The organism is Variovorax sp. Soil_C_12 (assembly GCF_057657375.1).
In genome coordinates this window covers 416,756-429,296 of sequence record NZ_JBDGIO010000005.1, presented here as the reverse complement: position 1 = coordinate 429,296, position 12,541 = coordinate 416,756, and the positions used below count along the sequence as shown (strand labels likewise).

The window sequence follows — 12,541 nt, the reverse complement described above, 5'->3', positions numbered from 1 at the left end:
ATGACCGTCCTTGTTATTGCCGAACACGACCACGCCACCGTCAAGCCGGCGACCCTCAACACCGTGACCGCGGGCCTGGCCTGCCAGAGCGGCGATGTGCATGTGCTGGTGGCCGGTGCCAATGCGGCGGAAGCCGCGGCTGCCGCCGCCAAGATCGCCGGCGTGGCCAAGGTGATCGCCGCCGACAGCCCGAGCCTCGCCGAGAACCTGGCCGAGAACGTTGCTGCTCAAGTTCTTGCCATTGCCAAGAACTACAGCCACATCCTGTTCCCGGCGACCGCCAACGGCAAGAACGTCGCGCCTCGCGTCGCCGCCAAGCTGGACGTGGCCCAGATCAGCGACATCACCAAGGTCGACAGCCCCGACACCTTCGAGCGCCCGATCTACGCCGGCAATGCCATCGCCATCGTGCAGAGCAGCGACGCGATCAAGGTGGTCACCGTGCGCACCACCGGCTTCGACGCGGCGGCGGCCACCGGCGGCAGCGCCACGGTGGAGAACGCCGAAGGCGTGGCCGACAGCGGCAAGTCGAGCTTCGTGGGCCGCGAGGTCACCAAGAGCGAGCGTCCCGAGCTGACGGCGGCCAAGATCATCGTCTCGGGCGGCCGAGCGCTCGGCAGCGCGGAGAAGTTCCAGGAGGTGATGGCACCGCTGGCCGACAAGCTCAACGCCGGCCTGGGTGCCAGCCGCGCCGCGGTCGACGCGGGCTACGCCCCCAACGACTGGCAGGTCGGCCAGACGGGCAAGATCGTCGCACCGCAGCTGTACATCGCCTGCGGCATCTCGGGCGCGATCCAGCATCTGGCGGGCATGAAGGACTCCAAGGTGATCGTGGCGATCAACAAGGACCCGGAAGCGCCGATCTTCTCGGTGGCCGACTACGGCCTGGAAGCCGATCTGTTCACGGCCGTGCCGGAACTCGTCAAGGCGCTCTGATCGCCTGCTTCAACACCGTCCATCGAAGAAACCAGGGCATCGTTCGCGATGCCCTTTTCGTATCCGCCTAGCCAACGTCGCATTGGAGACAGCCATGAGCTACATCGCCCCCGTCAAGGACATGCTCTTCGACATCGAGCATCTCGCCGACATCGCGCAAGTCGCGCGCATGCCCGGCCTGGAGGACGCCGGCCTCGAGACCGCGCAGGCCGTGCTCGAGGAATGCGCGCGCTTCAACCAGGACGTGGTCGCGCCACTCAACGAGGCGGGCGACAAGCATCCCTCGACGTTCAAGGACGGCAAGGTCGCGACCACGCCTGGCTTCAAGGAAGCCTTCGCGCAGTACGTGGCGGGCGGCTGGCAGGGCCTGCAGCATCCGGCCGAGTTCGGCGGCCAGGGCCTGCCCAAGACCATCGGCGCGGCCTGCGGCGAGATGCTCAACTCGGCCAACATGAGCTTTGCGCTGTGCCCGCTCCTGACCGACGGCGCGACCGAGGCCTTGCTCACAGCCGGCTCCGACGAACTCAAGGCGATCTACCTTGAGAAACTCGTGAGCGGGCAGTGGACCGGCACCATGAACCTGACCGAGCCCCAGGCCGGCAGCGATCTCGCGATGGTGCGCAGCCGTGCCGAGTCGCAAGGAGACGGCAGCTACAAGGTCTACGGCACCAAGATATTCATCACCTACGGCGAGCACGACCTGGCGGAGAACATCGTGCACCTCGTGCTCGCGCGCGTGACCGGCGCGCCCGAGGGCGTGAAAGGCATCAGCCTGTTCGTGGTGCCGAAGTTCCTCGTCAACAAGGACGGCTCGCTGGGCGAGCGCAACGACGTGCACTGCGTGAGCATCGAGCACAAGCTGGGCATCAAGGCCAGCCCGACTGCGGTGCTGCAGTACGGCGACCACGGCGGCGCCGTCGGGTATCTGGTGGGCCAGGAAAACCGCGGCCTCGAGTACATGTTCATCATGATGAACTCGGCGCGCTACGCCGTGGGCATGCAGGGCATCGCGATCGCCGAGCGCGCCTACCAGCACGCAGTGGCCTATGCCAAGGAGCGGGTGCAGAGCCGCCCGGTCGACGGCTCGCTCAACGCCAGCGCGCCTATCATCCACCACCCCGACGTCAAGCGCATGCTGATGACGATGCGCGCCTACACCGAGGGCTGCCGCGCCATGGCGAGCGTGGCCGCCGCCGCCTACGACGCGGCCCATCACCATCCCGAGGCAGAGACGCGCAAGCAGAACCAGGCCTTCTATGAATACATGGTGCCGCTGGTCAAGGGCTACAGCACCGAGATGAGCCTGGAGGTCGCCTCGCTGGGCGTGCAGGTGCACGGCGGCATGGGGTTCATCGAGGAGACGGGCGCGGCGCAGTACCTGCGCGATGCCAAGATCCTCACCATCTACGAAGGCACGACCGCGATCCAGGCCAACGACCTGGTGGGCCGCAAGACGGCGCGCGACGGCGGCCAGGTCGCCAAGGCCATTGCGGGCCAGATCGAGAAGACCGAGGCCGAGCTCGCCAAGCGCGACAGCGCCGAGGCGCAGGCCGTCGCCAAGCGACTGAAGGCGGCGCGCGAGGCCTTTGTCGACGTGGTCGCGTTCGTCGCCGGCGGCACCAAGAGCTCGCCCAACGCGGTGTTCGCGGGCAGCGTGCCTTACCTGATGCTGGCGGGCAACTTGGTCGCCGGCTGGCAGCTCGCCCGCTCGCTGCTGGTGGCCGAGGAGCAGCTCAAGGCCGGCCACGACGTCGCCTTCATGCAGGCCAAGATCGCCACGGCCCGCTTCTATGCCGAGCACATCCTCAACAAGGCGCCGGGCCTGCGCGACAGCATCGTCGACGGGGCCGAGAGCGTGACGGCGTTGGCGATCGACGCTTTTTAAGACAAGGACATCCGTATTTGGTTTTCTTTCGCGCCTCGCGTACGGATGTCCACTTTCAAACCTCAATATCGACCCGGAGAACCCATGTCCAAGCTCCCCCCAGTCCTCGCCAAGCTCCCGCTGCCCATCATCGGCTCGCCGCTGTTCATCATCAGCAACCCCAAGCTCGTGATCGAGCAATGCAAGGCCGGCGTGGTGGGCGCGATGCCTGCGCTCAATGCGCGCCCGGCCTCGCAGCTGGAAGACTGGCTGGCCGAGATCACCGAGGCGCTCGCTGCCCACGACAAGGCAAATCCGGACCGGCCCGCCGCGCCCTTCGCGATCAACCAGATCGTGCACAAGAGCAACGACCGCCTGGAGCACGACATGGAGATGGTCGTGAAGTACAAGGTGCCGATCGTCATCACCTCGCTGGGCGCACGCACCGACGTCAACGATGCGGTCCACAGCTACGGCGGCGTGACGCTGCACGACGTCATCAACAACGCCTTCGCCCGCAAGGCGATCGAGAAAGGCGCGGACGGCATCATCGCAGTGGCGGCCGGCGCCGGCGGGCATGCGGGCATCAAGAGCCCTTTCGCGCTGGTGCAGGAAATCCGCCAGTGGTTCGACGGCCCGATCGCGCTGTCGGGCTCGATCGCCACCGGCGGCGCGGTGCTGGCGGCGCAGGCCATGGGGGCGGACTTCGCCTACATCGGCACCGCCTTCATCGCCACCCGGGAGGCGCGTGCGAGCGAGGATTACAAGCAAGCCATCGTCGCCGGCAACTCCGACGACATCGTCTACTCGAACCTCTTCACCGGGGTGCACGGCAACTACCTCGCGCCCAGCATCGTGGCCGCGGGCATGGACCCGGCCAACCTGCCGCAGGGCGACCTCAAGACCATGGACTTCGGCGGCGGCGAGGGCAGCAAGGCCAAGGCCTGGAAGGACATCTGGGGCTCGGGCCAGGGCATCGGGGCGGTGACCGAGGTCGGTTCCGCCGCTGCCTTCATCGAGAAGCTCAAGCGTGAGTACCAGGAAGCGCGCCAGCGCCTTGCCCTCTGAAGCCGGTGTGAGCGAATCCGCAGTGCGCACGACTGCGGTGCCCGCGGCCGCGGCGCGCATGCCGCTGCTCGATGCGGCGAAGGGCCTGGCCTGCGCGCTGATCGTCGGGCATCACCTCGCGCGCTACGGCCCGCTGCCGGCCGGTGCCTCGACGCTCGCGCCGGGGCTCTTCGAATGGCTGGCCCAGGACGGCCGGCTCGCCGTGCAGGTGTTCCTGGTGATTGCGGGTTTCCTGGCGGCGGGCAGCCTCGCGCCCGATGGCGTGCTGCGCATCGACCGCCCGGTGCTGCGCGTGTTCCAGCGCTACGGCCGTCTCGCCATGCCCTACCTGGCGGCGCTCTGCGTCAGCGTGCTGGCCGCCGCGCTGGTGCGGCCCTGGCTCATCGACGAGGCCGTGCCGCCGCCGCCCGGCATGGCGCAGCTGCTGGCGCATGGGCTGTTGCTGCAGGACCTGCTCGGCTATGAAGCGCTGTCTACCGGCGTGTGGTACGTGGCGATCGACTTCCAGCTCTTCGTGCTGGCGCTGCTGGCAATCGGCCTCTCGGAGGCGCTGCAGCGCCGCTGGGTCCTGGGGCCGGAGCGCGCGCGCTGGCTGGCGGTGGCCCTGGTGCTGGCGCTGGCTGTTGCTTCGCTCGCGGTGTTCAACCGCAATGCGGACCTGGACGACACGGCGCTCTATTTTTTCGGCGCCTACGGCCTGGGCATGCTGGTCTTCTGGATCGGCCGCGCGACGCGGCGCAGCACCTGGCAGTTCGCGGTGGCGTTGCTGATGCTGGTGGGTGCTGCGGCTCTGGCGCTCGACTGGCGCAGCCGCATTGCGACCGCGCTGGTTACGGCGCTGCTGCTGGCCGCGGCGCAGCGGCGCGGCGGTTTGGCACTGGCGGCCTGGCCACCGTTGGTGCGGCTGGGGCGCATCTCTTACTCGCTGTTCCTGATCCACTTTCCCGTACTGCTGCTGGTCAGCGCAGTGGTGGCGCGGCTCACGCCCACCGGGCCTTGGGTCGATCTCTTCGGACTGTTGGCCACCTTCGCGCTGTCGATCGCTGCGGCGGTGTTGCTGTACCGCTGGGTCGAATCGCGGCCTGCGACCTGGCGCGGGGTGCTGGTCCTGTTCGCCGGGCTGCTGGTCTGTGGGGCCATGACCTGAGGCTGCGGCCTTGGCCCTGAGGCCGCTCAGCCGCGGAGGGCAAGCGCCTGCGCGTAATGCGCCGAGAACTTCCGCGCCACCGAGTCCCAGTCGTAGCCCTTGGCCTTGCGCTGCGCGGCCTCCGACATCGCGGCGCAGCGCGCGGCGTCGAGGCCGGTGAGTTCGCGGATCGTGGCCAGGTCCGCGGCGCCTCGTTCGAAGTCGAGGAAGAAGCCGTTGCTGCCCCGCTCGACGAAGCCATTGATCGGCGCGATGTCACGACACAGCACGATCTTGCCGGCCGCCATCGCCTCCAGGATGCCGACCCCGAAGCCCTCGTACTCGCTGCCGGTGACGAACACGGTGCGCTGCTGCAGCTCGTGCATCAGCGCGGCGTCTTCGATATAGGGATGCAGCCGGACCGAAGCATCGAGCTTCAGCGTGCTGATCTGGTTCTGCAGCGACTCGCGCAACTGGTCGAAGTCCGGCCCGGCGATCAGCAGGTCGATCGCGATGCCCTGATCGCGCGCCATCGCGACCGTGTCGATCACCGCGTCGATGCGCTTGTTGCGCGACCAGCGGCCCCAGTAGATCCACTTGGCCGGATCGGGCGTGCCGGTCAGCCGGCCTTGCTGGAACTTGGCGTAGGCGATGCCGTTCTCGCACTTCTCGACACGGTCCGAGAACTGGCTGAAATACGCAGTGTCCGACTCGCTCGTCGCGAGGATCTTGCGGTAGTGCCGCAGCAGGGTGCGCATCAGCAGGCGCTCGTGCAGCCACTTGATCGACTGGTGCCGCGTCGTGTGGCGAAAGCCGCCGTGCGTGCTGAGCACGGCGGGGATGTGCCGGCACTGCAGCAGCACGTTGCCGGTCAGCATCATCAGCTGCGGATCGTGCACATGCAGCAGGTCATAGCCGGCGGCGAGGCGGCCGAAGTCGCGCGCATAGCCGGCGAGCCGGTTGCCGACCACGGGCACGCGGTAGACCTTCAGCCCGTCCACCTCGCTCACGGAGGCCTCCGACAGCTTGGCCGAGACATGGGCCACGTCCACCTGCACGCCGTGGCCGGAGGTGCACCTGGCCAGTTCGCGGACCACGGACTCGATGCCGCCCACTTCGGGAAAGTAGGTCGGCGTGATGGAAAGAACTTTCAATTTGGGGGGCTCCAGCTGGGCGGTCACATTGGCGCAGTAGCTTAGCGGGTGCCGGGGGCGGGGCGGCCAAGCGTCGTGGCGGGTCTTTGGCGCGAAGATAGCGAAGGCGGCGTCACATCTTTTATGATTCAGGAAATTTCAGGAAATTCTGAAATTACACGAAATCCAAGCATGACTTCCCCCGCATCGACCGCAAGCCTCGAGCGCCTGGCCCCGCCGCCGCGCGTGGCCAGCCTGGTCCAGGGCGCCGCTGCCTTGCTGTGGTTGCCGCAGGCCGCCTTGCTGGCCTGGGCGGTCGATGGCCTGGCGAGGGGAGAGGGCCTGCAAGCGGTGCTGTGGCCTGCGCTCGGCATCGTGTTGCTGGGCTTGCTGCGTGCTATTTGCGAAGCCTGGGGCACGCGCCGCGTGTTCGCTGCCGCGCGCGCGGCGCTATCGGCGATGCGGGCGCAGGCCGCCGCGGTGCTTGCTGCGCATTCGCCGCTGGACCGTGCCCGTCCGGCCTCCGGCCTGGCCGCGAGCACGATCGCGCAGCAGGCCGAGGCCGTGGTGCCCTACTTGGTGCGCTATGCCCCGGCGCGCTGGCGCGCGATGGTCGTCCCGCTCTTGATCCTGCCGTTGGTCGCGGCCTATTCGTGGGTCGCGGCGGCGATCCTGCTCGTGGCTGCACCGCTGATTCCGCTCTTCATGGCCATCGTCGGCTGGCGCGCCCGGGCCGCGAGCGAGGCGCACATGGTCGAGGCCGGCGGCATGCACGCCTTCCTGCTCGACCGCCTGCGCGGCCTGGCCAGCCTGCGCGCGCTCGGCGCAGTCGATGCCACCGCGCTGCGGCTGGGCGAGGCGGCGCAGGGGCTGCGCCGGCGCACGATGGCGGTGCTACGCATTGCCTTCCTGTCCTCGGCCGTGCTGGAGCTGTTCTCGGCGCTGGGCGTCGCGATGGTCGCGGCCTACGTGGGCTTCCATCTGCTCGGCACCTTCGAGTTCGGCACCTGGGGCCGGCGCCTGAGCCTGGGGGAGGGCCTGTTCGTGCTGCTGCTGGCGCCGGCCTTCTTCGAGCCCCTGCGCGAGCTGTCGGCGGTCTGGCACGACCGCGCCGCCGGCGAGGCGGCCCTCGCGGCGCTGGATCGGCTGGGGCAGGGCGGGACGATGCTGCCGGGCGCGAATGCCGCGTTTCCATCCGAGGAGCGCCGCTCCGCCGGTGGCCCGCCGTCCGTGCGTCTGCGCGCAGTGCACCTCGCCCATGCCGGCGGCGGCGCGGTCTTCGAGGGCCGCGACCTGCGCATCGCCGCCGGCGAGCATGTGGCACTGATGGGCGCCAGCGGCTCGGGCAAGACGGCCTTGCTGAGCCTGATCGCGGGCCTCATGCCGTCGCAGCAAGGACAGGTCATGGTGGGCGACGTACTGCTCTCCGACCGGACGGCAGCCGCGCTGCGCCAGCGCATGGCCTGGATGGGCCAGAAGCCCCATGTGTTCGCCGGCTCGGTCGAGGCCAACGTCGCGCTGGGCCGTGCCGGCGTGCAGGCGGCGCAGGTCGAGGCCGCGATGCGCTTCGCCGCGCTCGATGCGGTGGCGCAGGCCCATCCGCGCGCCAGCCTGGGGGAGGGCGGCCGCGGCCTTTCGGGCGGCGAGGCGGCGCGGCTGGCGCTGGCCCGGCTCGCGGTGCATCCCGACGCCGACCTGCTGCTGGTGGACGAGCCCACGGCCCACCTCGACACCGCGACCGCGGCGCATGTGGCCGAATCGCTGATCGCGCTGGCCCAGGGCAAGACCTTGATCGTTGCCACCCACGACCCCGTGCTGGCCGCGCGCCTGGACCGCGTGATCAGCCTCGATGCCATGCCCGTGCAGGAGGCCGCATGACGAAGCGCTGGGGCGACCTGCACACGGTCTGGGGGCAGTTGCTGGCGGCCGAGCCGCGCCGGCTGGCGCTGGGCGCGGGGCTGGCGGCGCTCACCGTGCTGATGGGCATGGGCCTGCTGGGCCTCTCGGGCTGGTTCATCACCGCGACCGCGCTGGCCGGCCTGCATGCGGCCAGCGCCATGCTCTTCGATGTGTTCATGCCCTCGGCGGGCATCCGCCTGCTGGCGCTGGGGCGCACCGGCGCGCGCTACGGCGAACGCCTGCTGACGCACGATGCCACCTTCGCCGCGCTCGCCGCGCTGCGCGTGCGCCTGTTCCGCGGCTGGGCCCGGCCCGATGCCGCGCGCCAGCTGCTCGCACGGCCGGCGCGGCTGCTGTTCCGGTTGAGCGCCGACATCGACGCGCTGGAGTCCTTCTACCTGCGCCTGCTGGTGCCTGCCGCCGCGGCGCTCGGGGCGGCGCTGCTCGCCGGGCTGGTGCTTGGTGTCATGAACCTGTGGATGGGTCTGCTGCTGGCGCTGTGGCTGCTCGGCGCGGGTTGGGGCATCGCGCTCGTGCTCGCGCGGCGCGCGCGGCCGGCTGCCGTGCGCCGGGCGCAGGCGATGGAAAGCCTGCGCGCCCGCACGGCGGACCTGGTTGCTGGCCAGACCGAGCTGATCATGGCGGGCCGCATCGAGGCCCAGCGCGAGGCGCTGGCCGCGGCAGACCGCCACCTGGCCGCGGCCGATCTCGTGCTCAACCGCCTCGAGGCGGGCGCCGGCATGGCCTATGGCCTGGCCGGCACGCTGACGCTGGCTGCGGTGCTGCTGGCGGTGGGCCTGCTGGCAGGCGAAGGCGCCATCGGCGCGCCCGCCGCCGCGCTGGCGCTGCTCGTGGCGCTGGGCGCCATCGAGCCCTTCGCCGCCCTGCGCCGCGGCGCCCTCGAGGCCGGCCGCAGCTGGCTCGCGGCGCGGCGCCTGGCACCGCACATGGCGGCCGGCCCCGAGCCGATGCTCGTCCCGCACGCGCCCGGCGAAGGCCTGGCGCTGCAGGCGCACGCGCTGACCTTGGCCCACCCCGGCAGCCGCCGGCCCGCGCTGCACCGCAGTGCCTTCACCGTCGCCACGGGCGAGCGCGTGGCCGTGATCGGCCCCAGCGGCGCGGGCAAGTCGACCCTGCTCGCCGCGGCCGCGGGCGAGCTGGCCCCCGCGGAAGGCGAGTTGCGGGCCCTCCCGTCCTGCCTGCTGACGCAGCGCACCGACCTGTTCCAGGACACCCTGCGCGACAACCTGCGCCTGGCCGACCCTTCGGCCGACGACGCCCGGCTGTGGTCCGTGCTCCAAGCAGCAGGCCTCGCCGACGAAGTGCGCGCCATGCCCTCGGCCCTCGACAGCCTGCTCGGCGAAGGCGGCCTGGGCCTCTCGGGCGGCCAGGCGCGCCGCCTCGCACTCGCCCGGCTGCTCCTGCGCAACGTACCCTTTTGGCTGATCGACGAACCCACCGAAGCGTTGGACACTGCCACCGCACACGATGTGCTGCTGCGGCTGCGGGCCCAGGCTGCGGGCCGGACGCTGTTGATCGCCACCCATCTGCGGCGCGAGGCCGCGCTGGCGGACCGGCTGCTCGTCCTGCGGTCCGGCCGCATCGTGGCCGATCTGCGGCGCGGCACGGCCGCCTTCGAAGCGGCCCTGAGCGCCCTGCGCCCCGACTAGCGGCCACGAGCCACGAAGCACAAGAACCCGGAAGGAAAGCCCCCATGGACCTCGACATCGTTGCACTCTCCCGCCTGCAGTTCGCGCTGACGGCGCTCTACCACTTCCTCTTCGTGCCGCTGACCATCGGCCTGGCGGTGCTCGTCGCCATCATGGAGACGGTCTACGTCATGACCGGCCGCACCATCTGGCGCGACATGACGAAGTTCTGGGGCCTGCTCTTCGGCATCAACTTCGCGATGGGCGTGGCCACCGGCGTGGTCATGGAGTTCCAGTTCGGCATGAACTGGAGCTACTACAGCCACTACGTGGGCGACGTGTTCGGCGCGCCGCTGGCCATCGAGGGGCTGATGGCCTTCTTCCTCGAGGCCACCTTCGTCGGCCTGTTCTTCTTCGGCTGGGACAAGCTCTCCAAGGTGGGCCACCTGATCGCCACCTGGGCGGTGGCCATCGGCTCCAACTTCTCCGCGCTGTGGATCCTGATCGCCAACGGCTGGATGCAGAACCCCGTGGGCGCCGCCTTCAACCCGCAGACCATGCGCATGGAAGTGACCGACTTCTACGCCGTGCTGACCAACCCGGTGGCGCAGGCCAAGTTCGTGCACACGGTGTCGGCCGGCTACACGGTGGCGTCCATCTTCGTGCTCGGCGTGTCGGCCTGGTATGTGCTGCGCGGCCGGCACCTGCAGCTGGCCAAGCGCTCGATGACGGTGGCGGCCTCCTTCGGCCTGGCGGCATCGCTGTCGGTCGTGGTGCTGGGCGACGAGAGCGGCTACCTCTCGACCGAGCACCAGAAGATGAAGCTGGCCGCCGTCGAGGCGATGTGGAAGACCGAGCCCGCGCCGGCCGCCTTCACCGCCTTCGGCTTCCCCGACGAGGCGTCCCGCGAGACGCACTACGCCATCCACATCCCGGCCGTGATGGGGCTGATCGGCACCCGCTCGCTCACCACCGAGATCCCCGGCATCGACGACCTGGTGCACCGCGCCGAGCTCAACATCCGCGTCGGTATCTCGGCCTACGACGCGCTGCAGAAGATCCGCGAGGCCGGCAGCGATGCGGCCGTGCCCGAATCGGCGCGCAAGATCTTCGAGGACAACGGCCATGCGCTGGGCTATGCGCTCTTGCTCAAGCGCTACGTCGACGACCCGCGCAAGGCCACGGCCGAGCAGGTCGCCCAAGCCGCGCGCGACACCGTCCCGCCGGTGGCGCCGCTGTACTGGGCCTTCCGCACCATGGTCGGGCTGGGCATGTTCTTCATCCTGCTGACGGGCACCTTCTTCGTGCTCTCGGCGCGGCGCAGGCTGGATGCGCATCCGTGGCTGCTCAAGGTGGCGGTGTTCGCGATCCCGCTGCCCTGGCTCGCGGCCGAGTGCGGCTGGATCGTGGCCGAGCTGGGCCGCCAGCCCTGGGTCATCGAGGGCGTGCTGCCCACCGCGGTGGCAGTGTCGAACCTGGGCGCCGGCACGGTGCTGTTCACCATCGCCGCCTTCACGCTGCTCTACACCGTGCTCTTCGTGATCGAGATGAAGCTGATGCTGAAGACGATCCGCAAGGGCCCCGAGGAACACCCGGTGCCGCCGCCGGCCGCCTACCGCGCCGAGGCCGATCCGGAGCTGGCCGCGCTGCCGCGCACGCCGCTCGCCGCCGCCGACTGAACGGAGAAGCACCATGATCCTGCACGAACTCATCACCTACGAAACCCTGCGCTTCATCTGGTGGCTGCTGATCGGCGTGCTGCTGGTCGGCTTCGCCGTGACCGACGGCTTCGACCTGGGCGCCAACATGCTGCTGCCCTTCGCCGGCCGCACCGACCTCGAGCGCCGCGTGATCATCAACAGCGTCGGCCCGGTGTGGGAGGGCAACCAGGTCTGGCTGATCGTCGGCGGCGCCGCGCTCTTCGCGGCCTGGCCGCAGCTCTACGCCGTGTCCTTCTCGGGCTTCTACCTCGCGATGTTCGCGGTGCTGGTGCCGCTCATCCTGCGGCCCGTGGCCATCAAGTTCCGCAGCAAGCACGAGGATGCGGCGTGGCGCGCGCGCTGGGACTGGACGCTCTTCGTCACCGGCCTGGTGCCCGCGCTGATCTTCGGCGTGGCCGTGGGCAACGTGCTGCAGGGCGTGCCCTTCCGGCTGGCGCCCGACATGCGGATCTTCTACGAGGGCTCCTTCTTCGGGCTGCTCAATCCTTTTGCGCTGCTGTGCGGGCTGGTTTCGCTCGCGATGCTGGCGATGCACGGCAGCGCCTGGCTGCAGCTGAAGGCGGCAGGGCCGGTGGCGGAGCGCGCGCGCAGCTACGGCAGCGTGGCGGCACTGCTCACGCTGGTGCTCTACGCGCTGGCGGGCCTGGTGCTGTGGTCCTGGATCGACGGTTACCGCGTGACCAGCGCGCTGCCCACGGGCGGGCCGTCGAATCCGCTGCTGAAGACCGTGGCTCATCAACCGGGCGCCTGGTTCGCCAACTACGCAGCCCACCCGTGGCTGTGGATTGCGCCGGGCCTCGGCCTCGCGGGTGCGTTGCTGGCCTTCGTGGGGATGCGCATGCGGCGCGAAGGGATGGCGCTGCTGGCCAGCGCACTCGGCATCGCCGGCATCGTCTTGAGCGTCGGCGCCTCGATGTTCCCCTTCATCCTGCCTTCGTCGCTGGACCCGCGCGCCAGCCTCACGGTGTGGGACTCCTCGTCGAGTCACCTGACGCTGTTCATCATGCTGGTGGTCAGCGCCATCTTCATCCCGATCATCGTGGCCTACACCAGCTGGGTCTACAAGGTGATGTGGGGCAAGGTCGACGCCGATGCCATCCGCGACGAGCGCGGCCACGCCTACTGATCGATCAAGCAATCAAGAA

9 protein-coding genes are annotated in these 12,541 nt (G+C 69.8%); 8 read left to right on the top strand and 1 reads right to left on the bottom strand.

Annotation, left to right across the window (positions count from 1 at the left end):
• From AC3A6X_RS16800 to AC3A6X_RS16785, 4 genes are all read left to right on the top strand, one after another.
• Window positions 1-936 (top strand): electron transfer flavoprotein subunit alpha/FixB family protein, encoded by a 936-nt coding sequence (locus AC3A6X_RS16800; RefSeq protein ID WP_487843250.1) that lies wholly within the window; start codon window positions 1-3, stop codon window positions 934-936.
• 94 nt (window positions 937-1,030) lie between these two features.
• Window positions 1,031-2,821, top strand: a complete 1,791-nt coding sequence (locus AC3A6X_RS16795; RefSeq protein ID WP_487843249.1) for an acyl-CoA dehydrogenase — start codon at window positions 1,031-1,033, stop codon at window positions 2,819-2,821.
• A gap of 84 nt (window positions 2,822-2,905) precedes the next feature.
• Window positions 2,906-3,868, top strand: a complete 963-nt coding sequence (locus AC3A6X_RS16790) for an NAD(P)H-dependent flavin oxidoreductase (protein WP_487843248.1) — start codon at window positions 2,906-2,908, stop codon at window positions 3,866-3,868.
• Between the two features lie 58 nt (window positions 3,869-3,926).
• Entirely contained in the window at window positions 3,927-5,015 is a 1,089-nt protein-coding gene (locus tag AC3A6X_RS16785) for an acyltransferase family protein (protein WP_487843303.1), read from the top strand.
• Window positions 5,016-5,041: 26 nt separating this feature from the next.
• Here the strand turns inward: AC3A6X_RS16785 and AC3A6X_RS16780 are convergent, their stop codons facing one another.
• Window positions 5,042-6,148 (bottom strand): glycosyltransferase family 4 protein, encoded by a 1,107-nt coding sequence (locus AC3A6X_RS16780; protein WP_487843247.1) that lies wholly within the window; start codon window positions 6,146-6,148, stop codon window positions 5,042-5,044.
• Between the two features lie 171 nt (window positions 6,149-6,319).
• Here AC3A6X_RS16780 and cydD point away from each other — a divergent pair, with 171 nt between their 5' ends.
• Genes cydD through cydB form a run of 4 tightly spaced genes read left to right on the top strand, consistent with a single transcriptional unit; the run spans window position 6,320 to window position 12,522 of the window.
• Window positions 6,320-8,005 carry a thiol reductant ABC exporter subunit CydD gene (gene cydD / locus AC3A6X_RS16775; RefSeq protein ID WP_487843246.1) on the top strand — a complete coding sequence of 562 codons (1,686 nt, stop codon included), beginning with the start codon at window positions 6,320-6,322 and terminating at the stop codon, window positions 8,003-8,005.
• Complete coding sequence (locus tag AC3A6X_RS16770; protein WP_487843245.1) at window positions 8,002-9,696, top strand: ATP-binding cassette domain-containing protein; 1,695 nt, start codon at window positions 8,002-8,004, stop codon at window positions 9,694-9,696. The genes cydD and AC3A6X_RS16770 overlap by 4 nt, the downstream gene beginning before the upstream one ends.
• 44 nt (window positions 9,697-9,740) lie before the next feature.
• Window positions 9,741-11,354 carry a cytochrome ubiquinol oxidase subunit I gene (locus tag AC3A6X_RS16765; protein WP_487843244.1) on the top strand — a complete coding sequence of 538 codons (1,614 nt, stop codon included), beginning with the start codon at window positions 9,741-9,743 and terminating at the stop codon, window positions 11,352-11,354.
• 13 nt (window positions 11,355-11,367) lie between these two features.
• Window positions 11,368-12,522 carry a cytochrome d ubiquinol oxidase subunit II gene (gene cydB / locus AC3A6X_RS16760; RefSeq protein WP_487843243.1) on the top strand — a complete coding sequence of 385 codons (1,155 nt, stop codon included), beginning with the start codon at window positions 11,368-11,370 and terminating at the stop codon, window positions 12,520-12,522.
• The last annotated feature ends 19 nt before the right edge of the window (window positions 12,523-12,541 follow it).